The 22240-nt window shown below is 69.3% G+C and carries 16 protein-coding genes; 8 read left to right on the forward strand and 8 right to left on the reverse strand.

Annotation, left to right across the window (positions count from 1 at the left end; all coding sequences use genetic code 11):
• The first annotated feature begins 33 nt into the window (after positions 1 to 33).
• Positions 34 to 468, forward strand: a complete 435-nt coding sequence (locus tag BJL86_RS02950; protein WP_067478100.1) for a VOC family protein — start codon at positions 34 to 36, stop codon at positions 466 to 468.
• Between the two features lie 96 nt (positions 469 to 564).
• On the opposite strand, the gene BJL86_RS02955 is transcribed toward BJL86_RS02950, so the two are convergent.
• The 5 genes from BJL86_RS02955 to BJL86_RS02975 form a co-directional block, all read right to left on the reverse strand.
• Positions 565 to 1704, reverse strand: a complete 1140-nt coding sequence (locus BJL86_RS02955) for an intradiol ring-cleavage dioxygenase (protein ID WP_082908724.1) — start codon at positions 1702 to 1704, stop codon at positions 565 to 567.
• A 347-nt stretch (positions 1705 to 2051) separates the two neighbouring features.
• Positions 2052 to 3920, reverse strand: coding sequence for an arabinofuranosyltransferase (locus tag BJL86_RS02960; protein ID WP_075844810.1), 1869 nt, complete (start codon positions 3918 to 3920; stop codon positions 2052 to 2054).
• A 57-nt stretch (positions 3921 to 3977) separates the two neighbouring features.
• Positions 3978 to 5396, reverse strand: coding sequence for a polysaccharide biosynthesis protein (locus tag BJL86_RS02965; protein ID WP_156896120.1), 1419 nt, complete (start codon positions 5394 to 5396; stop codon positions 3978 to 3980).
• A gap of 263 nt (positions 5397 to 5659) precedes the next feature.
• Positions 5660 to 7036 (reverse strand): M1 family metallopeptidase, encoded by a 1377-nt coding sequence (locus tag BJL86_RS02970; RefSeq protein WP_082908761.1) that lies wholly within the window; start codon positions 7034 to 7036, stop codon positions 5660 to 5662.
• Between the two features lie 84 nt (positions 7037 to 7120).
• Positions 7121 to 10990, reverse strand: a complete 3870-nt coding sequence (locus BJL86_RS02975; RefSeq protein WP_232229010.1) for a Pls/PosA family non-ribosomal peptide synthetase — start codon at positions 10988 to 10990, stop codon at positions 7121 to 7123.
• 204 nt (positions 10991 to 11194) lie between these two features.
• On the opposite strand from BJL86_RS02975, the gene BJL86_RS02980 reads away from it, so the two are divergent.
• Complete coding sequence (locus tag BJL86_RS02980; protein ID WP_156515415.1) at positions 11195 to 11416, forward strand: PspC domain-containing protein; 222 nt, start codon at positions 11195 to 11197, stop codon at positions 11414 to 11416.
• 49 nt (positions 11417 to 11465) lie between these two features.
• Positions 11466 to 12335, forward strand: coding sequence for a crotonase/enoyl-CoA hydratase family protein (locus BJL86_RS02985; protein WP_082908675.1), 870 nt, complete (start codon positions 11466 to 11468; stop codon positions 12333 to 12335).
• Between the two features lie 22 nt (positions 12336 to 12357).
• Here the strand turns inward: BJL86_RS02985 and BJL86_RS02990 are convergent, their stop codons facing one another.
• Together BJL86_RS02990 and BJL86_RS02995 are read right to left on the reverse strand one after the other, a co-directional pair.
• Positions 12358 to 13029 (reverse strand): TetR/AcrR family transcriptional regulator, encoded by a 672-nt coding sequence (locus BJL86_RS02990; RefSeq protein ID WP_067477161.1) that lies wholly within the window; start codon positions 13027 to 13029, stop codon positions 12358 to 12360.
• Positions 13030 to 13130: 101 nt separating this feature from the next.
• Positions 13131 to 13607, reverse strand: coding sequence for an inorganic diphosphatase (locus tag BJL86_RS02995; protein WP_067478123.1), 477 nt, complete (start codon positions 13605 to 13607; stop codon positions 13131 to 13133).
• Positions 13608 to 13785: 178 nt separating this feature from the next.
• On the opposite strand from BJL86_RS02995, the gene BJL86_RS03000 reads away from it, so the two are divergent.
• The 3 genes from BJL86_RS03000 to hpt are packed head-to-tail and all read left to right on the forward strand — an operon-like array spanning position 13786 to position 16973.
• Positions 13786 to 15225: a D-alanyl-D-alanine carboxypeptidase/D-alanyl-D-alanine-endopeptidase gene (locus BJL86_RS03000; protein ID WP_083657619.1), complete on the forward strand. Its 1440-nt coding sequence runs from the start codon at positions 13786 to 13788 to the stop codon at positions 15223 to 15225.
• An 8-nt stretch (positions 15226 to 15233) separates the two neighbouring features.
• Positions 15234 to 16286 carry a tRNA lysidine(34) synthetase TilS gene (gene tilS / locus BJL86_RS03005; RefSeq protein WP_075844812.1) on the forward strand — a complete coding sequence of 351 codons (1053 nt, stop codon included), beginning with the start codon at positions 15234 to 15236 and terminating at the stop codon, positions 16284 to 16286.
• A 51-nt stretch (positions 16287 to 16337) separates the two neighbouring features.
• The gene (gene hpt, locus BJL86_RS03010; RefSeq protein WP_082908762.1) at positions 16338 to 16973 is read left to right on the forward strand and encodes a hypoxanthine phosphoribosyltransferase; all 636 of its coding nucleotides are present in this window, start codon (positions 16338 to 16340) and stop codon (positions 16971 to 16973) included.
• Positions 16974 to 17153: 180 nt separating this feature from the next.
• Here hpt and BJL86_RS03015 read toward each other — a convergent pair whose 3' ends face one another.
• Complete coding sequence (locus BJL86_RS03015) at positions 17154 to 18701, reverse strand: amidase (protein WP_067478700.1); 1548 nt, start codon at positions 18699 to 18701, stop codon at positions 17154 to 17156.
• A 117-nt stretch (positions 18702 to 18818) separates the two neighbouring features.
• Between BJL86_RS03015 and ftsH the strand changes: the two genes are divergently transcribed.
• Together ftsH and folE are read left to right on the forward strand one after the other, a co-directional pair.
• Complete coding sequence (gene ftsH / locus BJL86_RS03020; RefSeq protein ID WP_083657620.1) at positions 18819 to 21638, forward strand: ATP-dependent zinc metalloprotease FtsH; 2820 nt, start codon at positions 18819 to 18821, stop codon at positions 21636 to 21638.
• Positions 21635 to 22240 (forward strand): GTP cyclohydrolase I FolE, encoded by a 606-nt coding sequence (gene folE / locus BJL86_RS03025; RefSeq protein WP_231887354.1) that lies wholly within the window; start codon positions 21635 to 21637, stop codon positions 22238 to 22240. The genes ftsH and folE overlap by 4 nt, the downstream gene beginning before the upstream one ends.

Raw genomic sequence — 22240 nt, forward strand, 5'->3', positions numbered from 1 at the left:
CAGCTTTTCGATTTCCCGTGCCATGATGCAGACATGGGTGTTGCACCGAACTTTTCCATCGTCACGCTCGGGGTGAAAGACATACGCACCAGCGCGTCCTTCTATCGAGCGCTCGGATGGGAACAACGTGGAAACCCTTCCGCGGGGATTACATGGTTCCGTACCTCGGGTACCTGGATTGGTCTGTTCGACTACACCGAGCTTGCAGATGACGTGGGTCTACCGGCTGTCGAGCCCCGAGGATTCTCGGGGATAACGCTTGCGCTCAACTTTGGAAGCGAGGCGGAAGTCGATTCTGCGCTGCAGCTCGCCGTCGAAGCCGGAGCACGTTTGGTCAAGCCGGCAGAGCGCGCCGAATGGGGCGGATACTCCGGCTATTTCGCCGATCTCGACGGGTACTTGTGGGAGACAGCGTATGCACCGATGTTTCCTGTCGACGAAAATGGCTCGATCGAGATCCCCGACTGACGTGCAAATCCAGCCCAGGAACAGTGTCTTGATAAAGGCGTACGTGGGCTTCGGTGTGCTCGAGACGTTAGATGTGCCGGCTGGACGCCCGCGAAGTTACGCCGCTTCGGTCGAGCCGCCTGCCGAGCCCGAATCCTGCCCGGGCGGCGCACCCATCGGCCCGCCCGCGCCCGGTTCTCCATCGGGCGGGGTTCCGCCGCCGCCGGGCCCGCCCGCGCCGCCACCCGGCATCCCGCCGGACATCTCCTGCTCGGTGGTCGTGTCGATCGGCACGTCGATGGACACCGTGTACCCGGAGCTCGCATCGCCGGTAACCGACGCCACCTGCTGGTCCCATCCGTCGGAGAACACGTTGTCGGTGCCGAGCGTGATCTTCGCAAGATTGCTCGCCGACCCGGTGTAGCCGGTCAACGCATAAACTTGCGTCGCCACGTCCTCGGGGATCGCAAGCTGCGAGGTCAACACGTTGTTCGTCGCGTCGGAGATCGACGCCTTGTCCGGGAAGACCTCGAAGTGGATGTGTGGCCAGCGGCCGGAGTAGCAGCCGGGCATGATCGAGGTGAACCTCACCACGCCGTCATCTCCGGCAATCTGCACGCCGCGTAGATACGTTTCGTCCTCGATGCCCTCGCCGTACATCGAGTAGTTCCCCTCGGCGTCGCAGTGCCAGACGTAGACGGCGGCGCCGGTGAACGGCACGTTCCCGCCGGCGATGTCGATGATGTTGAGCTCGAGCGTGATCTGCACGCCCTCGGCCGTCGCGCCGCCTCCGATCGAGGAGCGGATGTCGCTACGCTCGACGCCAGTCATGTCTAGGACGTCGGGGCCGTTCGAGCCGTCGCCGGGGTAAGGACCCGCAGTCTCGGTGGGCATCTCGGTGTAGGTGGTGTCGGCGACACCCGTGGCCGATGCGCTCGACGAACTCGCCGAGGCGGAGGCTCCCGAGGAACCGGGCGAGCACGCGGCGAGCGCGACGGCGCCGGCCCCCAGCCCGAGGGCGCCGAGAAACTTGCGTCGCCCGAGCAGCGTCGCGACATCAAACGCGAGGCCCTGATCCTCGATGTCCTCCCCGGGTCGGTCGAGAGGGCGCCCCTCGTAGGTTCGCGTTTCGGCGCCGGTGGCCGGTGCCGGGTGTTCGTTCGCGGCGGGGTAGGGGCGGAGGGTGCGGGAGTTGTCCGCCGGATTCGTTTCGGCGGAATTGTTCGTGCGCTTCGCGCGGGAAAACAGCGATGCCATGAGGGGCCTCTTTCTCTTCGTGGTCGGGGCCCGTTTCGCCCTGGGCAGTGGACGAGGGGCCGGCGGCCGCTACGAGATAAGAACTTATTGCGCTTCGCTGGTGCGTTCCCTGGCGCGGGCTGGGGGATTTCTGTGAGCTTCGGCGCGACCGCGCCGGCCTCGAAGGCCGGGCCGGGGCCAAAGTCGTCCGATCCTCATCAGCCGGGGGCTGCGCCCACAGCCGACCGCAATAAACCGCGCGGTCGGTACACAAACCGTCGTGTCACGGCATGGGTGAAAGGTGACTACTCATGCGTTCTACGGAAGGCGACGAGAATCCGGCGCCAGCCGAAGCCAGAGGCAGCCCGCTAGCGCACCCCGATCACGACACGCCCGCCCGCGTGTTCAACGTGAAACATCGACTCGTCAGCAAAAATCTCGGGGTCGAACTCGATCGGCACCTGGCGAATGTTGCCCTTGAGCGGCATCGTGTTGACGACCTCGTCGTACGCCCACACTTCGCCATCCGACCCCTTTTCCGGGGTCAGAACGAGTACGTCGGGCCCCGGGAACTCCCCGCCGTGCAGCGCGCCGGCAAGTTCCCGTCCGCTAGTCGCCTTCGACCACCCCTCGATCAGCCCGTTGCGCTTCTCGTACTCGCCGGTCGGCGCCGCATACGCGGCGGCGGGCGCCTGGAATGCCCAGTACGGGTGGAACATGTACAGACTCGTGTCGTCGCTGAGCACCACGAGGTCCTTCGGTTCGGCCCCGCCAGTGACGTCGGAGATCGCCTCCACCACGGCCGTCGGTTCCCCCGGCGCGGAGCGGGCTTTGTCGGAGAACTCCGCATCCTCCTCGGACACAGATTGCGCGGCGTGCACGACGATCACCGCGCCGAGCGCAACGGCGAGGGCTGCCACCTGCGGCCCGCGGTCGTTCGCCTCTCCCCAGGCGCGTGCACGCCGCCAGGCCTCGCGCAACGCGAACACCCCGGCGCAGGCGAAGGCGAGGGTGATCACCGGCGTGAGCCGGAACGGCAGGAGCGTCGAACCGGTGATCGCGCGCAGCCCGGACAGCGCGAACCAGGCGTAGCCGGCGAGCACCATGATCGCCAAGGCGAACGCGATCCGGACGATTTCCGGAGACGAAGCGCCCGCGCCCTCCCCGCGCCCGCGGACAGCGCCGCCGACTGTCCACGCGAGCCACACCAGCCCGGCGATGCTCATCAGCACGAGACCGGTGCCCGAAAGCATCGGCAGCGGCCATTGCGCCGCGTCCTCGGGCGCGAAATCGGTGGCCACCGAGCGCTCGTGGCCGTCGCCGCGCAGCACCGCCAGCAGGTACGGCGTCCAAAACAGCAGCGCGATCAGCGCAGACACGATTCCGGCCGCCACCCATGACGCCACGATGCGCAGTCGCGTCCCGCGCCCATCGCGCGGGGTGCGGGCGAAGGAAATCGCTGCGCCCGACGTCACGATAACCACTCCGATGGCGGCGATAAGCGTGTAGGTAATGGCGGCGAGACCGAGGAATACGCCGGTGTAGGCGAGATAGCGCGGCTCGGCGATGCGTTGCGCCCACACCGCGACCGCGGGCAGCAACGCGATGAACAGCCAGGAGTAGGGCTCGTACGCGGCGAGCACGAGGCCGACCGCGGCGGTCGACAGCGCGAGCGGCACGGCGATGCGCGAGCCCGCGAGCGCGCGCCACGCGAGGAACGCGAACGAGGCCGCGAGCGCCATGGTGAAGATCGCGAAGGGCTTGTAGAACTCCCACGCGGGCACGCCGACGAGATCTGCGATGCGTCCGCCGATCCAGAACCAGCCCGCCGGGTAGAACGGCGCCGCATCCTTATAGAAGGCGTCGGCGAGCGCGGGTGAGGAGGCGAAGCGCCCCATGTACGCGACGCGGTTGAGCTGGTCGCCGCCGACGCCGTTGAGATAGTGATTCGTTCCGTAGAGCAGGAACGATTGGTGGATCGCGGAGCCGGCCGCGGGCGCGAGGAGGCCGGCGATAGTGCGCGACCACTCGGGTAGGCGGCGTGAGCCCGCCGCCCACAGCGCGAGCGCGGCGATCGCGACGATCAGCGTGCCCATCGCCATCTGCGGCAGGTAGCTTGGGGTCTGGAAGTCTATGAGCGCGGCGCCACCGAGTGCGGCAGCGGTCATGGCGCCGGCGGCGACGACTGCGCCCGCGATGCTCGCGGCAGTCCTGCCTATCGTTCTGGCCGTTCCCACAGCGTGCGCCTCCCCGGATCTCGGCGCGTGCACGCCCCGGTGCACGCCCCGGAAAGTCTAGTGGGCGCCGGCGGCGGCCTCGCGCCTCGCCGTCCGCGCGCCCGCCGCGATGCCGAGACAGTGGACGACCGCGCCGACGATCGGCCCGGCGAGCAGTGCCAGCGTGGCGCGCGTGTCCAGCTCCAACGGCAGCACGAGCAGCAGCCCCACCGACGCGGCCACCGCGACCCACCAGCCGATGTTGAACACCGCGTGCCGCTCGAACGCGAGCGCGGCGTTGCCCGAGATCATCAGCGCCGCGGTGCCGACGCTCGCCGCCGTCAACCCCGCGAACACCGCCCCGGGCAGCCCGAACTCGTCGCCATAGATGAGCCGCACGATCGGGTCCGCGACGATCCAGGCCGCCGCCGCGCCGACAACCCCCACGCCTATGACGGCGGAGAACGGGATCCCCAGAGCGCGCAGTCCCTGCTCCCGCCGCTCGACGAACCACACGATGATCGCGCTCTGGAAACTCGTGAGCGGCACGAGCAGCGGGGCGCGGGTGAGAAGGATCGCGTTGATCGTCGCGCCCATGAGCACACGGTCGTCGCCGGCGCCGGCCGTCGCCGTGACGAGTAGCGGGAACCCTGTGACCATGACCGAGGTGCCCGCGCCCGCCGCCATCGCCTGGATGGTCGAGGTCCAGAACTTCCCGGGACCGACGTCGATGGGGGAGCGCAGGGCCTCGCGGACCGCGGGAAGCGCCGCGACCATCCCTATCCAGGTGAGCGCGCCCACAACAGTGGTGATCTCGAACGCGAGGTGCGGCACGCCCAGCGCCCAGGCGGCGAGCGCCGCGAGGAGGCGGAGACCGGCATCGATGGTGAGCAGGACGGCGTAGATGTTCCAGCGCTGGGTGCCCGAGAGGGCGCCGGCGACCGCGGCCTGCAAGGAGAAACTGCAGATGCCTGCCGCGAGGATTGCGACGGCGGCGCCGCCGTGGGGGTCGAGGCCGAGCGAATGCCACGCCGGCCCCGACAGCGCGACGAGCGTGGCGAGCGCGAGACCTACCGCGAGCCCGGACCACAGCAGGTTGCGGGTGCGGGGTAGAGGGTAGGTGCGGGCAAGAGGGTAGGTCGGGGTGCTACTCGGGGCGGCGATGGCGCGACCTGCGGCGAGCCCGGATTCCGGGCCGACCGCGATCTCGTGGATCGCGGTGGCGCCGTTCGCGGACTGCGCGATGCCGCGGTCCGTGGCTCCCGCCGCTCCCGCCGCTCCCGCCGCTCCCGTGGCTCCCGTAACCGTCGTCGCGCTGCGCACCGCTCGCGTCGTTTCCTGCATGAGCCCGTTCGCGACTCCGCCGAGTGCGAAGAACAGCGCCCAGAAGGCCTGGAAGCCGTCGACGTTTTCCGCGCCGAGCGCGCGGCCCGCGATCGGCAGGATGACAAACCCGGACAGCGCCGCGAACAATGTGGCAAGCGTCATTGAGCGCACGTGGGCCGTCCTTCCCGGTCGGATGTTGTCGAGCTTCGACGAGAAACTCTACTGCGCGGCGGCCTCTCGGCGTGCACAGCGTGACCGCGGCGTCCTTCGATCCAACTGGACGCCTCTTTGTATCGATAGACGCCTAAAAAGGCAACGCAATTTCGGCGTGAATCGATACGAATCGGCGTCTAGACGTGAACGGCAACGGGCGGCGGCCCGAAAGCGGCCAGAAAGCGGCCGAAAAGCGGCCCGCACAACGCGGCCGCCGCAGCTCAGCTCGGCATCCCCAGCCCGGCGGGCATGTCCGTTGAGAACAGCCACGTATCCCACAACGGTTCGAGGTCCACGTCGGTCGCGTCCTCGGCCATGTCGATGAAGTCCTCGGTCGTGGCGGTGCTGCCGCCGAATTCCTCCATCCACTCGCGGATCAGGTCGAAGAACGCGGAGTCGCCGATCACACCGCGGAGCACGTGCAGGGTCAGCGCGCCCCGCTTGTACACGCGGTCGTCGAACATCAGCGCCGGCCCGGGATCTGCGAGCAGCAGGTCGTGCGGCGAGGACTGCAGGCGGGCGAAGTACTTGAGCGCGTGCGAGTGCGCGTCGGCCCCGCCGGAGAATTCCGACCACAGCCATTCGGCGTAGCAGGCGAAACCCTCGTGCAGCCAGATGCCCTTCCAGGACTCCGCCGTCACGGTGTTGCCGAACCACTGGTGGGCGAGTTCGTGCGCGATGAGGCGTTCCTCGGCGTCGCCGGCGACGGCGATGTTGCGGCCGAACGTGGACATGCCCATCGACTCGAGCGGGATCTCCAGCTCGTCGTCGGTGACCACGACCTTGTACGAGTCCAGCGGGTACGGGCCGAACAGCTTCTCGAAAAGGTCCATCATCTCGCGCTGGCGGGCGAAGGACTCGGAGAACTCGCGTCGCAGGTCGGCGGGGATGTAGGCGTGGATGGGCACGTCGCCGCCGGTGATCTGCAGGTGCTCGTAGAGTCCGATGTTCACCGCCGCGAGATAGGTCGACGTCGGGTACGCCATGTCGAATTCCCACGCGGTCGTGCTGCCGGAGGCCTTCTTGCCGACGAGCTCGCCCGTACACACCACCTTGTACGGGGAGTCGGTGGTCAGCGCGATCCGCATCGGCGCTTTGGATGCCGGGTGGTCGTCGCAGGGGAACCATGACGCCGCGCCGTTCGGCTGGTTCGCGACGAGGACGCCCTCGTCGAGCTCCTCCCAGCCGACCTCGCCCCACACGCCCTTGATGGGCCGCGGGTTGCCCGAGTATTTGACGGTCACGGTGATCGCGGCGCCGACGGGGATGTCGTCGCCCGCCGTCATCCGGAGTTTGCCGCCGGAATGGCGGAAGCGGGCGAGCTTCGCGCCGACCCACGAGACTTTCGACACCGATAGGTGGCGCGAGAGGTCGAGGGAGAAATCGCGCAGCGGCTCGGTGGTGAACAGCGAGATCGTCGCGACGCCGGTGAGGCGATTGGGCGCGACCCGGTAACTCAGGTCGAGGTCGTACCGCGAGACGCTGTAGCCGTGGTTGCCGGCGTCGGGCAGGTACGGGTCGACCGGGTCGCGGCGCCGCGTCGAGGCCGGCTTGCTCGGCCGGGACACAGTGTCCTTCTTTACGGGTCTGATCGCCATGTGGTGGGCTTCAATCCTGTTGCAGTTCTGAGGTTGTCAAGTCTAAGCGCGGCGGGCGCCGGCGCCGGCGCCGGTATCCGCGAGCTATCCGCGCCACGGCGCAATGGGGTTACCCTGCCAGCGGGTGCCCGGCGGAATCGATTCGCCGCGCATCACCAGCGAGGCCGGGCCGACGGTGCTGCCGGAGCCGATCGACGAGGCGGGCAGGGTCACGCAATGCGCGCCGAGGGTCGCGCCGGTGCCGAGTTCGACGGTGTCGAGCTGCATGATCCGGTCGTGGAACAGGTGCGTCTGTACGACGCAGCCGCGGTTCACGGTGCCGCCCGCACCGATCGAGATGAGATCCGCCTCGGGCAGCCAGTACGTTTCGCACCATACCCCGCGGCCGATCCGCGACCCGAGGCCGCGTAGCAGCGCGGACAGCACCACGGTGCCGGTCACGGGCCGCGCGAGCCACGGCACCGCGAGCATCTCGACGAAGGAGTCGGCGACCTCGTTGCGCCACACGAACGAGCTCCACAGCGGCTGCTCGCCGGGACGGATCGCGCCGACGCTCAGCCACTTCGCGGCGAGAGTTACCGCGCCCGCGACCACGGCCGCGACGATCATGAGCAGGCCGGACAGGACAAGCGCGACACCGAGCCCGGACTCGTCGGCGATGCGCAGCTGCGCGATGCCGATGCACGCGAGCAGCCAGAACGAGGCGATCACGGGGACCAGGCGCAGCGTCTCCCACGCGCCGCGCGCGACCTTGAGGCGCCGCGTCGGCGAGTAGGTCTGCGCGTCCTCGGCGCCGCCGGCCACCGCGCGCGGTAGCTGCTGCGGCGGCGAGCCGATGAAGGACTGTCCCTTCTTCGCCTTCTCCGGCGCCGACGACAGCACCGCGACGAGCCCGCGCTTGGGCAGTTTGCGGCCGGCCGCCGTCATCCCGGAATTGCCGAGGAAGGCGCGCTTGCCGATCGTGGACTGCTCGACGCGCATCCACCCCGAGCCCAGCTCGTACGAGCCGACCATCGTGTCGTCGGCGAGGAACGCGCCGTCGCCGACCGTGGTGAGCGAGGGGATGAGTAGCACCGTCGACGCCTCGACGTCCTTGCCGATTTTCGCGCCGAGCAGGCGCAGCCACGGCGGCGTCAGCATCGACGCGTACAGCGGGTACAGCCAGGTCCGCGCGGCATCCATGAGCCGCTCGGTGGCCCACGCCTGCCACGCCACGCGCGAGTGCACGGGATGGAAACCCTCGTGCATCCGGATCGCCAGGAGCCGGACGCCCACGAGCGTCATCAGCGCGAACAGAACCAATGCACATATGACGGCGGGCACCGACCATGCCGCTGCGAGCGCAATCGCGGCCCCGTAGGACTCGGCGTCGCCGGTCGCGGCGAGCACGATCGCCATTCCCGCCGCGATCGCCACGAGCGGCATTCCCGCGAGGACCAGGGAGCTCGCCTTGTACATCGCGGACCAGGCGCGCGAGTGGCCGGCGTATTCGCGCGGCCACACCCGGTAGCGGCGCTTGCCGCGCTTGCGGGCGGGCGAACCCGAGTAGCGCTTGCGCGCCTTGACCTTGCCGACCACGGCCGAACCGGGCTGCACGAGCGCGCCGTCGCCGACCTCGGCGCCGGGCAGCAACGTCGAGCGCGCTCCGATGACCGCGCCCTCGCCGACCGTGACGTGGCCGACGACGAGCTCGTCGCCGTCGAGCCAATGCCCCGCGAGGTCTACCTCCGGCTCGATCGAGCAGTGGTCGCGCAGCGTGAGCATCCCGGTGACCGGGGGCAGGGTGTGCAGGTCGACGCCCTTGCCGATCTTCGCGCCGAGCAGCGATGCGAACACGAGGTTCCAGCCGGCGGTGCCGATACCGGCCGCGCCGCACGCCTCGACCCAGCGCTCGGCGAACCACAGGCGCAGGTGCACCGAGCCGCCGCGTTGATACCGGCCGGGCCGGACGCCGCCGAGCAGTGGCCGCGCCACCGCGGCGGCGAGCACGATGCGGCCGATCGGGGTGAGCAGGATGATCGCGAGCACGACGAGCGCGGGCGTCGGCAACTGCGGCGCCCAGTCTGCGCCGAGCGCGCCGGCGACCCATGCGCCGAGCGCGAACCACGTGCCGATGCGCGCCCCGGAGAGCGTGACGAGAGGGAGCAGCAGGACGAGTTGCGCCAGCTGCGCACCGAGCGGAACGGGAGTGACGTCGCGCTTCTGGACCTCCGCGACGGGATCGAGGCCGTCGAGGAAATCGGCGAAATCAGCCAGGCGCGGGCGGTCGTAGAGGTCTCCGACAGTGACCTCCGGGTAGCGCTCGCGCACGGTGGCGATGACATGCGCGGCGGCGAGGGAACCGCCGCCGAGCGCGAAGAAATCCTCGCCCGCGCCGGACACGTCTGCGCCGACAGCCGAGGACCACATTTCCGCGACCCAGCTCTGCGTGCCCTCGAGTTCGGTTTCGGGCGCCGAGGTCGACTCCAACGGCCACGGTAGCGCTGCGCGGTCGACCTTGCCGGAGGTGCGGGTCGGCAGTTCGTCGACGAGCGCGAGTCGGGGGACGACGCCGGCCGGCAGCGATTCGCGCAGCAGGCCCGCGGCGTCCGGGAGGTCGAAGGCGTCGGGGTTGACGGCGACGAGATAGGCGACGAGCACGGATGAGCCGGCGTCGGTCTTCTTCACCGCTGCGGCGCCTGCGTGCACGCCCGGCAGCGCCGACACCGCGGTGTCGACCTCGCCGAGCTCGATGCGGCGGCCGCCGATCTTCACCTGGTCGTCGACGCGGCCGCCGAAATAGAGGCCGTCGGATTCGAGGCGGACGAGGTCGCCGGAGCGGTAGGCCCGTTCCCACCCGAGGCTCGGCATCGGCGCGTACTTCTCCGCGTCCTTTGAGGGGTCGAGGTAGCGCGCGAGGCCGACGCCGCCGATGACGAGCTCTCCGGTCCCGCCGATCGGGACCGGCTCGCCGGCGCCGTCGACGACCGCGAGGTCCCAGCCGTCGAGCGGCAGGCCGATGGAGACCTCACCGCTGCCGGTGAGCTGGGCGGCGCAGGCGACGACCGTCGCCTCGGTGGGGCCGTAGGTGTTCCACACCTCGCGACGTCCGCCGGCAACGAGGCGGGCCGCGAGTTCCGGCGGGCAGGCCTCGCCGCCGAGGATGACCATGCGCACCCCGGCGAGCATGGAATCCGGCCACATCGATGCGAGCGTGGGGACTGTGGAGATGATCGAAATGTCCCGTTCGAGGAGCCACGGGCCGAGATCGAGGCCGCTCTTGACGATCGAACGCGGAGCGGGAACGAGGCACGCGCCGTGCGCCCACGCCAGCCACATCTCCTCGCACGAGGCGTCGAACGCTACGGACAGCCCGGCGAGCACACGGTCGCCCGGGCCCAGCGGCTGCTCCTGCAGGAACAGGCGAGCCTCGGCGTCCACGAATGCGGCGGCGGAGCGGTGCGAGACCGCGACGCCCTTGGGCACGCCGGTCGTGCCCGAGGTGAAGATGATCCAGCAGTCATCGTCCGGGCCGGGAGGGCGCGGCGCCTCCGACGTCATACCCGGGTGGTTGACCTCCGAGGCGGACGTGGTGCGCAGGCCGTCTCCGGTGAACACGGCGGCGACGCCGGCCTGGCCGAAGACGAGCTCGGCGCGCTCGGCCGGGTCGTCGACGTCGACGGGGACGTAGGCGGCGCCGGCGGCGAGGGTCGACAAGATCGCCAGGTAGAGGTTCGCCGAGCCCGACGGCATGTGGATGCCGACGCGTGCACCCGGCGCGACGCCCTGGCCGTGGAGCCAGCGGGACGTTTCGGCGATGTGGGCGTGCACCTCGGAGTAGGTGAGGACACGCTCGCCGTCATCGATACAAGCGGCGTCGGGAAACCGACGAACAGCCGACTCGAACACGTCGATGAGCGTGCGAGACGGCGCGGCGTGCGGGGACCGTAAGTAATTCTGTGGAATGCCTTGCACTCGTAGAAGGATATCCACTGGCAGGGAAAAGCGCTGCACTGGCGGGGCGGGCGCGGCGCCCGGGCGCCTGGTGTGCGGGGAACCCTGAGACGGGATTTCAGGGGTCATCCCCGATGTGTAGGCCCAGGGCGGCGAGAAGACTGGAGGGCACCGGCCGGGACAGATGTTTCGGCGACGACACCGAAGGAGAACCCCATGAACGACATGTACGCCCAGGGATACGACAACTCCGCCGGACCTCCGGCGCGCAAGCGCCTGCTGCGCAACACCTCCGACCGCTGGATCGCCGGCGTGTGCTCCGGGCTCGCCGACTACTTCGGAATCGATGCCACGCTCGTGCGCATACTGTTTGTCGCATCGATTCTGCTGCCGGGGCCGCAGGTCCTGCTCTACCTCGTTCTGTGGCTGGTTATCCCGCAGCGTTGACGGCGGCGTCGGTGGCCCGGCGCGCGGCCGAGTGTGGCACGCTTTGGCTATGACCAACATTGCGCAGTACGCGAGCGAAGGTGAACCGAAATCGGTGCGGGTCGACCTGCCCGGCACCCTCGAGGGGCGGAACCCGGGGGTAGCGCAGGTGACGCTCATCGGCCCCGGCAAGAACAACGGGATGGGCCCAGAGTTCTGGGCGGAACTGCCCGGTGTCATCGCCGAACTGGACGGCAACCCGGACGTGCGCGCGATCGTCATCGCCGGCGAGGGGCGCAATTTCTCCTATGGCCTCGACCTCGTGGCGATGATGCCGGTACTGGGCGAATACTTCACCGGCGAGGTGGATGCCTCGAAGCCGATGGGGCTGCACGAGCTCATCACCTCGATGCGCGCCGCGATCGACGCGGTCGGCGAAGCGAAGACGCCGACAGTAGCGGCGATCCAGGGACGCTGCATCGGCGGCGCCGTCGACCTCATCTCCGCGTGCGATGTGCGGCACGCCGCCGCAGACGCCGAGATCTCCATCCGCGAGGTCAAGGTCGGCATCGTCGCCGACATGGGCTCGCTCGCCCGTCTGCCGCACATCATCGGCGACGGACTCACCCGCGAACTCGCGCTCACCGGCCGCGATATCGATGCGGGCACCGCCCTGCGCTACGGGCTCGTCACCCACGTCGCCGACTCCGCCGAGGCGGCCCTGGATTCGGCGCACGCCACTGCCGGCGAGATCGCCGACAACCCGCCGCTCGTGGTGCGCGGGGTCAAAGAAGTCATGGCGCGCGGGATCGAGGAGCCGATACGCCGCAGCTCCGAATACGTCGCCACGTGGAACGCCGGCTTCCTGCCCGCCCAGGATCTGCTCGAGGCGATCAACGCGACGATGGAAAAGCGCGCACCGAAGTTCCAGGGCAAGTAACGGGACGTGACGCGGGCGAGGCCTAGCGGGTCGGCGTGAACACGCTGCGCAGCGCGGCGAGCGCCTCGGTGACCTCCCGCAAGAGCACGTCGGCATCGCCGGGCGCGAGCTCGACCGGCCCGAGCAGCGGCGCCGATTGCGGCGAGTTGCTCAGCGCCACCGTCGTGGCCTCCACGAAGACGCGCAGCGACAAGGTCACCGCCAGCTCGCTGCCCAGTCCGGAGAACGGGTTGGCCCTCCGATGACGTCGGACGAGCTCGTCTATCAACGGGCGTGCGTTCTCGTCCACAACCGTCGACACCCGTGATTCGACGGACTCGGCGCTGCCGAGGGCGTTGAACGCGGCGGCCACCCGCAGGATGCGGTCGCTCTCTGCCTCGAGCATCCCAATCCACGCGCCCGAGAGCGCGTCGAAGTATTCGGCGTCGGCCGGTTGTTCGGCGAGCTTCGTGGTGAGAGTCTCGAGCAGCTGCGCCAAGGGGTGCGCGAACATCGCGTCCTTGGAATCGAAGTAATTGTGAAACGTGCGCACCGACACTCCGGCGCGCTCAGCGATCGCGTCGACCGTCGCGTGGGTGCGACCGGATTCGATGACGATATCGAGTCCGGCGTCGACGATCGCCAGCCGCGTTCGCTCCTTTTTCGCCTCGCGCAGGCCCCACGTCGGTGCCTCCGCTTCGTTCCGAGGTGTCATTCCACCCAAGCTACCGGCGCCGCGGGGCAGCAGGCGGGCGAAAAATGGAAGCGGGCCGCACGCTGTTCGCGTGCGGCCCGCTTCTGCTGAGCTAAATCCGGCTACTTCTTGTAGCGCGCGATCGCCTCGTCGATGAGGGTGTTGGCGTGCTCGGCGCCGACCCATTCGCCGGGATTGACGAACTTGCCCGGCTCGAGGTCCTTGTAGTGCTCGAAGAAGTGCGCGATCGCCTTGAGCTCGAACTCGTCCACGTCGCCGACGTCCTTGATGGACTCCCAGCGCGGATCGTCGAGGACGCACAGCAGCTTGTCGTCGCCTCCGGCCTCGTCGCTCATCGTGTAGACGGCGACGGGGCGCGCCTTGACGATCACTCCCGGCGGCACGGACTCGGGCAACAGAACCATCGCGTCCAGCGGGTCGCCGTCCTCGCCGAGGGTGTGATCGATGAACCCGTAGTCGACGGGGTAACCCATCGAGGTGAACAGGTAACGGTCCAGGTAGACCTTGCCGGTCTCATGGTCGACCTCGTACTTGGTGCGCGAGCCCTTGGGGATCTCGATGGTTACTTCGATTGCCACGTGGTGACTCCTCGGATGCTTTTGAGCGGACGGGAAATGTCCGTTGCGGGCGTTATCGTTGGCCACGGCGGTCAGACTACCGTCGCCGGATCTGCGTTAAGTTTAATCGCAATGCCCTCCCACATGTACTCGAAGCATCCGGCGGGAGTGGCGGAGGGCCTAGGAGCGAGGAGAGTAGATGGCGCCGAAGGTGTGGCGAGGGCGATCGATTCTGTGGCGAATCGGTCTCGTTCTCATCGCCATGGTGCTCGCCATCGCGCTCATTGTTTCCGCCGCTCTGGCGACCAATACCGAGCATTTGGCAGCGCCGGATACCGACATGCCGGAAGTCGGCGCGCCCGAACCGGCGCTCGCGGCGCTTCCCGAGGATGCGCCGGTACCGGCGAAGTCGGCGCTCGACAAGCTCATCGCGCCGCTCGCGGCCGATCCGGTTGTGGGGGATCTCACCGGCGTCGTCATCGATAACGCCACGGGCGAGCATCTGTGGGCCAAGGATGCGGACCGCACGCGCATCCCCGCGTCGTCGACGAAGCTGCTCACTGCGTTGGCGGCGTATTCGGTCCTTCCGGCGGACAACACCTTGCCCACGACGCTGGCGCGCGGCGAGGCCGAAGGCGAGCTCGTCGTCATCCCAGGCGGCAACGTCACCACCGCCGCCGCGGACGAATCGACGTTCTTCCCCGGGGCCGACACCCTTGATGACTACGTCGAGCTGGCCGAATCGACGGGGGAGACCTTCACCAAGATCACGGTCGCCCCCGGCCCTTACGAGGGGCCGGAAATGGCCGATGGCTGGAACGAGGCCGATATCCCGGGCGGCTACCTCACCCGCGTGCAGCCGTGGATGCTCGACGCGGGCCGCGTCGACCCGGAGGAGACCGAGTCCCCGCGCGAGGGCCAGCCGATGTACGCCGCCGCGGTCGAGCTTGGTTCGCGGCTCGATATCGCCGAGAGCGGCGTGAAGCTCTCGAGCAGTCCCGTTCCGGTGCAGGACACCATCGGCGCGATCGACTCCGGGAAAATGGCCGAACGCACCCGCAACATCCTTGACGATTCGGACAACGTCGGCGCCGACGCGTTGTGCCACGAGGCCGCCATGCACGTCACGGGCATCGACCATGCCGATCCGGTCTCCGATGGGGAGGCGGGGCACACCGATTCCGAATCGAGGGTGTCGATCAAGGAGGCGACCGACAACATCCTCCGCGTCCTCCGCGACAAGGGCGTCGACATCGCCGGCACGACACTGGCCGACTGCTCGGGGATGAGCCGCGAGAACCGCATCTCCGCCGATGTCCTCGCACAAGTTCTCCACCTCGCGGCCGGGCCGGAGGCTAACCCGCAGATGCGCGCTTTGCTCGACGGGCTACCGATCGCCGCCGGGAGCGGTACCCTCCTCGACCGCTTCGGCGCGGGCTCGGGCGCGGAGGACGGTGCGGGGTGGATCCGCGCGAAGACCGGCACGCTGTCGGGCGTGTCCTCCCTCGCCGGCATCGTCACCACCGAAGACGGCCGCTCCCTGTCGTTCGCGCTCATGTCCGAGGGCACCAACCCCGCCGACGCACGCCCGGGCCTCGACCGCATCGCCGCGCTTCTGCGCGACTGCGGGTGCCGATAGCAGGCGGCATGTCCGGGACGGGTCGACCCGAAACAGCCGGGCCGCACTCCCCGCAGGGAAGTGCGGCCTGGCGCGTCCGATCCGCAGTACGCGCCTGGCGCCGCGAGGACCCAGCCCGCGTGCCAGGTGGCGCCGTGTGCGTCGCGCTGTCCGGAGGAGCCGACTCGCTCGCGCTCACGGCCGCCGCGGTCGCCGAATTCGACGAGGTCCACGCCCTGATCGTCGACCACAGGCTCCAACAGGGCTCGGACCAGGTCGCACGCCGCGCGGCCGAGATCGCCTCCGGCCTCGGTGCAACTCCCCGCATCATGACGGCGGACGTCGGATCCTCCGGCGGCCCCGAGGCAGCGGCGCGCGAGGCGCGGTATGCCGCGCTGGCCGGCGCACGGCAAGGCCTGCCGGTGCTCCTCGCGCACACCCTGTCCGACCAGGCCGAAACCGTCCTCCTCGGCCTCGCACGCGGATCGGGCGCGCGGTCGCTGCGCGCGATGGCCGCGTGGGACGCCCCCTGGGGCCGCCCACTTCTCGGCGTGCCGCGACAAGACACCCGCGCCGCGTGCGGCGAGGCGGGACTGCAGGTGTGGGACGACCCGCACAACCTCGACCCGCGCTTTCGCCGCGTGCGAGTCCGCCGCGAACTGCTGCCGCTCGCCGAGGATGTCCTCGGCCCCGGCGTCGCCGAGGCCCTCGCGCGCACCGCCGCGCAACTGCGCGCCGATGACGATGCGCTCTCGGGGATCGCCGCCGCGGTACTCGACCGCGGGCGGTTGCCGGCCGAGGGAGAGGGGGTCCCGGCTCTCGACGTGGGAGTCGTGGAAGCGTCCGAACCGGCGATCGCGTCGCGCGTCGTCAAGGAGTGGCTGGACGGGAACGGCGCCATCGACCTCACCTTCGCGCACATCGACGCGGTAGTAGCGCTGTGCAAGCGCTGGTCAGGGCAGGGACCGGTGGCAGTTCCGGCCGGTCCCGAGTGGCGTGGAGCCCCCGCGCTCGGGCGCTCCGCGCGGCGGCTTTCGGTATGGCGAGAGGGCAGGACACTACAGTTCGGACTGCGGCAGTAGAGTTGTGCTATCCAGGCAGGCGGAGCAACCGGCGGGGAAGGCTTTATATACATGGCATTCGATGAGACGAGCGAGAGCACGGCACCAGCCGCCGTGGAAGGTTTGGCGATCGATCCCACGGGAACGCCCGTGCCGGACGGCAAGTATTCGGACGAGATCGAGTCTGTGCTCATCGACGAGGAGACGCTGCAGTCGCGCATCGACGAAATGGGTGCGGAGATCGGTGCGCGCTACGCCGATGCCGAGGCACCGATCATTCTCATCTGTGTGCTCAAGGGTGCGGCGATCTTCCTGTCCGACTTCGCGCGGGCGCTGACGGTTCCGTGCGAAACCGAGTTCATGGCGGTGTCCTCGTACGGCGATTCGACGTCCTCGTCCGGTGTCGTCCGGATTCTCAAGGACCTCGACCGCGATATCGCCGACCGCCACGTGGTCATCGTCGAGGACATCATCGACTCGGGGCTGACACTGTCGTGGCTGCGTAAGAACCTTTCGACGCGGCAGCCGAAGTCGCTCGAGGTGGTTACTTTGTTGCGCAAGCCCGAAGCCGTGAAGGTGGAGGCGAAACCGTTGATTGTCGGCTTCGACATTCCCAATGAGTTCGTCGTCGGTTACGGGCTGGACTTCGCCGAGCGTTACCGGGATCTTTCGTACATCGGCAAGCTTCACCCGCGGATGTATAGCTAGGCAACGCCGGAAGGCTGCGCGAGGCCGCGGCTCCCGTCTTGGGGGGCCGCGGCTTCTGCGATTTGCCGCGTGCCGGGAGATGCGACGGTGCGTTCGTAAGGCATTGACTGCAGTGTGTCGGGGAGTCGAGCCGTACAAACAACCGTCGAGTGGAGTTTCAAGGCGCTGGTGGTCTCCGGACTAGTCCACCGCCGTCCGTGTCCACGGCTGTTCGCGCTCGAGCCGCGCCGCGACGTCGAGCAGCAGCGATTCAGAGCCCGGTTTTCCGGCGAGCTGTACCCCGATGGGCACGCCCGAAATCCGTGCCTGGCCCGCGGGGATGTTCATCGCCGGCCAGGCGATGTGATTGAACAAGGCCGAATACGGCGCGTAGCGGAGGTTCGCCCACAGTGACCGCGCCCAGGAGCGGTCGTGCCAGGCCTCGGCCGCGATCGGCGCCGAGGCGAGGGTCGGGGTGAGAATCAGGTCGAAGGCGTCGCCTCCACTACCCATGAACTCCGACACCGCCTCCTGCGCCTTGTGCTGGGCGGCGAAGGTATCCATTCCGCGCAGCACGCGGCCGAGCAGCGCGTGGTAGCGGTTGCGGCGCTCCATCCGCGAAATCGGGAAGTTCGCGGCGGCCGCGTCGGCGTCGAGCCCTCCGGTCCACCGGGCGAGCAGCGGCCACGGCGACTTCGGGTAGGGAAGCCGCGCGTCGACGACGGTGTGGCCGCATGCCTCGAGCGCCTTCGCCACCGCGCGAGTGGCGGCGAGGATCTTCTTATCGGTCTTCACCAAGGATTTGCCGCCGAGGGAAATCGGCGGGTTGAGCGCGAGCGCGATGCGTAGCCCGTGCGGCTGCGATCGCACGGCGAGCTCCGGCCGCGCGGCGATCACGGCGGTCGCGGCCGCGAGGTCGTCGACAGTGGTTGCGAGGATCCCGTCCTCGGCCATGCCGCCCCAGTTCCCCGCGCCGAGCTCGGTGGGCACGACGTCGGGCCCCGGCTTCAACGTCACCAGCCCGCAGCAGGCGGCGGGAATGCGCAGAGAGCCCATGCCGTCGTTGCCGTGGGCGATCGGGACGAAGCCCGCGGCGACGGCCGCCGCGCTGCCACCGGAGGAACCACCGGGCGTGAGCTCCCGGTTCCACGGGTTGCGGGTCACGCCGTAGGCTGCCGAATCGGTGGCGCCCCACACGCAGAACTCCGGCGTCGTCGTCATCGCCACCGGTACCGCGCCGGCGGCCAGGAGGCGTTTGATCACCGGCGAATCCAGGGTCACGTTGTTCTTGATCGCGACGGGAACCCCGGCGAGCGGGAGCGTCGCGCGGGCGTCGTCCGGCAGCGCGTCGACGAACTCGGCGGCGGCCGACGCCTCGGAGTCGAGCAGCCCCGTGAACGCCCGCACGTCGGTGGAGCGGCGGTTGCGTTTCCGCCTTTCGCGCTTTTCCCGCCGGAGCTGCTTGGCGCCGCGGACTGGGCGCGCATTCCGTCGCGCAACCGGAGCCGCACCGACTGCCAGGCCGTTGCCGCTGTCGACGGGCTCGGACCTCTTTCCTGCGCGCCTGCGCCCGACGTCATCGGATCGTGCGGAGCCGCCGCGGTGCTCTTCGGCCGGCTCCCCGGCGGACACCGCCGCCTCGCGGGAGGCCTGCCACGCGTCGATCGCCCGCACCGAGCCGGAGTGGACACCCGCCGCGAGGGTGGTGGCGGACATGGAGGTGAGTGACTCGCTCGATGACGGTGCCATGCCTTCCGATCCTAACCGTGACAGGTGCGGCGCTGCGGGGGCACAGCGTGCGCGGGTAACCTAATAATTTGTGGTATCCGGGGCGGGCCCGGGAACCAAAGACGCTGATTGGGACGAATGAAGAACGCCGTAATCCGCAATGTCGTGATTGCCGCGGTCATCATCTTGGCGATTGTGGGCTTCACCTACTTCTCCAATGACGAGGCCGGGTTCACCGATGTCGACACATCGGTGGCGCTGCATGAGATCGACGCCGGCAATATCAAAGATGTCGAGATCGACGACCGTGAGCAGCGGTTGCGCATCACCCTGAACAATGAGATCACGCCTCCTGAGCAGGACGACGCCACCGACAAGCTGGTCACCCAGTACCCGGAGGGCGCGTCGGAGTCGCTGTTCCAGACGATTCAGGATGCGGGACCCGAGAGCTACAACACGAACGTGAACCAGCAGGGCTTTCTGTCCCAGATGCTGCAGTTCATGATCCCGATGCTGCTGCTGTTCGGGCTGTTGTTCTTCTTCATGTCGCGGATGCAGGGCGGACGCGGCGGGCTGTTCGGCGTCGGCAAGTCCCGCGCCCTCGAGGTCACCAAGGACATGCCGAAGACGCTGTTCTCCGACGTCGCCGGCGAGGACGAGGCCGTCGAGGAGCTCAACGAGATCCGCGACTTCCTGCAAAACCCCGCGCGCTACGAGCGCGTCGGCGCGAAGATCCCGCGCGGAGTGCTGCTCTACGGCCCGCCCGGCACCGGTAAGACGCTGCTCGCCCGCGCCGTCGCCGGCGAGGCCGGCGTGCCGTTCTACTCGATCTCCGGCTCGGACTTCGTCGAGATGTTCGTCGGCGTCGGCGCCTCCCGCGTGCGCGACCTGTTCGAGAAGGCCAAGCAGAACTCGCCCTGCATCGTGTTCATCGACGAGATCGACGCGGTCGGACGCCACCGCGGTTCCGGTACCGGAGGCGGGCACGACGAGCGCGAGCAGACGCTCAACCAGCTCCTCGTCGAGATGGACGGATTCGACGACCGCGAGACGGTCATCCTCATCGCCGCGACGAACCGCCCCGACGTGCTCGACCCGGCGCTGCTTCGTCCGGGCCGTTTCGACCGCCAGGTACCCGTCACCCCGCCCGACCTCAAGGGCCGGCAGGCGATCCTCGAGGTGCACGCGAAGAACAAGCCGATCGCCGAAGAGGTCAACATGCGCGCGCTCGCCAAGCGCACCATCGGCATGTCCGGCGCGGACCTCGAGAACGTGCTCAACGAATCGGCGCTGCTGGCCGCGCGGCTGCAGCGCGACTGGATCACCAACGACCTGCTCGAAGAGGCCTCCGACCGCGTCGTCGGCGGCCCGCGCCGCAAGAACCGCGTGATCTCCGAGAAGGAGAAGAAGGTCACCGCCTATCACGAGGGCGGGCATGCGCTCGCCGCGTGGGCGATGGACGGGCTCGAACGCGTCCACAAGGTGACGATCCTCGCCCGCGGCCGCACCGGCGGCCACGCGATGGTCGTCCCCGAGGACGATAAATCGCTCATGACCCGCGCGGACATCATCGCCCGCATCGTCATGGCGATGGGCGGCCGCGCCGCCGAGGAATACATCTTCGGCGAACCCACCTCGGGCGCGTCCTCGGACATCGAGAACGCGACGAAGCTCGCCCGCACGATGGTCACCGAGTACGGCATGAGTGCCAAGCTCGGTGCCGTCAAGTACGCCGAGAACTCCGGGGACCCCTTCTCCCACGGTGGCGGCTCCGGCGGCGGAGAGCATTCGGACGAGATCTCCGGCATCATCGACGCCGAGGTCCGCGCGATCATCGAGGCCGCCCACGCGGAGGCTGTCGATGTGCTCGACGAGAACCGCGAGGCGCTCGACAAGGTCGCGGAGGAGCTTCTCGAGAAGGAGACGCTGCGCCAGGACGACCTCGAGCGGATTTTCGCCGACGTGGCCAAGCGCCCGCGCATCACCCGCTTCGATGACTTCGGCGGGCGCAAGCGCGCGACGAAGCCGCCGATCAAGACCCCGGCCGAGATCGCGATCGAGCGCGGCGAGCCCGTGCCCGAGCGCGAGGACCCCTTCTCCATCCCGCTGCCCGGCAGCGCCGAGGAGCAGGAGGCGAACAACTCCGCCCATGACGTCGGAGGCGGCGACCCCGCGGGGCCGTCCGATCCGCGCGGTGCCGTTGCACCGGCGCCGGGCGCGGGCGCGCAGGGGCAGGGAGCCCCGGGCTACGGGGGCGATGATCGCCGCACCACCGCGATCCCGTCCTACGGCACGCCGCCGCCCCCGGGCTGGTCGGCTCCGGGCTGGCCGCCGAACCAAGCGGGGCAGTCCGGTCCGCAGTACCAGCCGGGCCGGCCGAGCGGACCGCAGCAACCGAGCGGACCGCAGCAGGGCGGACCGCAGCAGCCCTCGGGGCAGGTCCCGCCGCGTCCGCAGGGCGGCTCCGGTGCCGTAGCCGGCCCCGTATTCGGGCAGCAGCCGAGTTCGCAGCAGACGACGCAGATACCCGCGCAGCCGCAGCAACCGGCTCAGCCGCAACAGCCGCAGCAGCCGGCTCAGCCGAGCCAGCCGCAGCAGCGCGACTCCGGCCGCCAGGAGGACAAGGTGCCGCCGCGGCCGCCGATCCACCCGACCGCCACGCCGAGCGCGCGCCAATCGGGCGGCGACCACTCCGCGCCGAGAGAGCGGCCGGCACCGGGATTCGGTGGGCGGCCAGGGGCGACGCAGGATTTGCAGCCCACATCGACGTGGCCGACGGGACCGTCCGGCGACGACGGTCCGACGACGGGACGGCACGCGAAAATCGACCCGTCCGACGTCATAGGCGAAGACGTGACGCGTAGACCGGGCCCGACCGATGAGTCCCGGGGCGCGGACGGCGGGAAGCGGCGCCGCGAGGACAAGGGATCCGAATGGAGGGCCCCGTGGGAGGAATAGACCCGATCGCGGCTGCGGACCCCGCCGAGCGCCCTCCGTTCGATCACGAGCGGGCCGAGGCGGCGGTGCGCGAACTGCTCATCGCCGTGGGGGAGGACCCCGACCGCGAGGGGCTGCGAGACACCCCGGGGCGCGTCGCACGCGCGTACTCCGAGACCTTCGCAGGGCTGTACGTCGACCCGTCCGAGGTGCTCGGGCGCACGTTCAACGAGGAGCACCGCGAGCTCGTGCTCGTCCGCGACATCCCGATCTACTCGACGTGCGAACACCACCTCGTGCCGTTCCACGGGGTCGCGCACATCGGCTACATCCCCGGCGAGTCCGGCACGGTGACGGGGCTGAGCAAGCTCGCCCGCCTCGTCGACCTGTACGCCAAGCGGCCGCAGGTGCAGGAGCGGCTCACCTCGCAGGTCGCGGACGCGCTGCGCGATAAGCTGCAGCCCACCGGCGTGATCGTGGTGATCGAATGCGAGCACCTGTGCATGGCGATGCGCGGCATCCGCAAGCCCGGCGCCATCACGACGACCTCTGCGGTGCGCGGCTCGTTCCGCGCCAACGCGTCGACCAGGGCCGAGGCCATGCGGCTCATCCGGGGGTCCTAG

The organism is Dietzia timorensis, from assembly GCF_001659785.1.
GTDB lineage: Bacteria > Actinomycetota > Actinomycetes > Mycobacteriales > Mycobacteriaceae > Dietzia > Dietzia timorensis.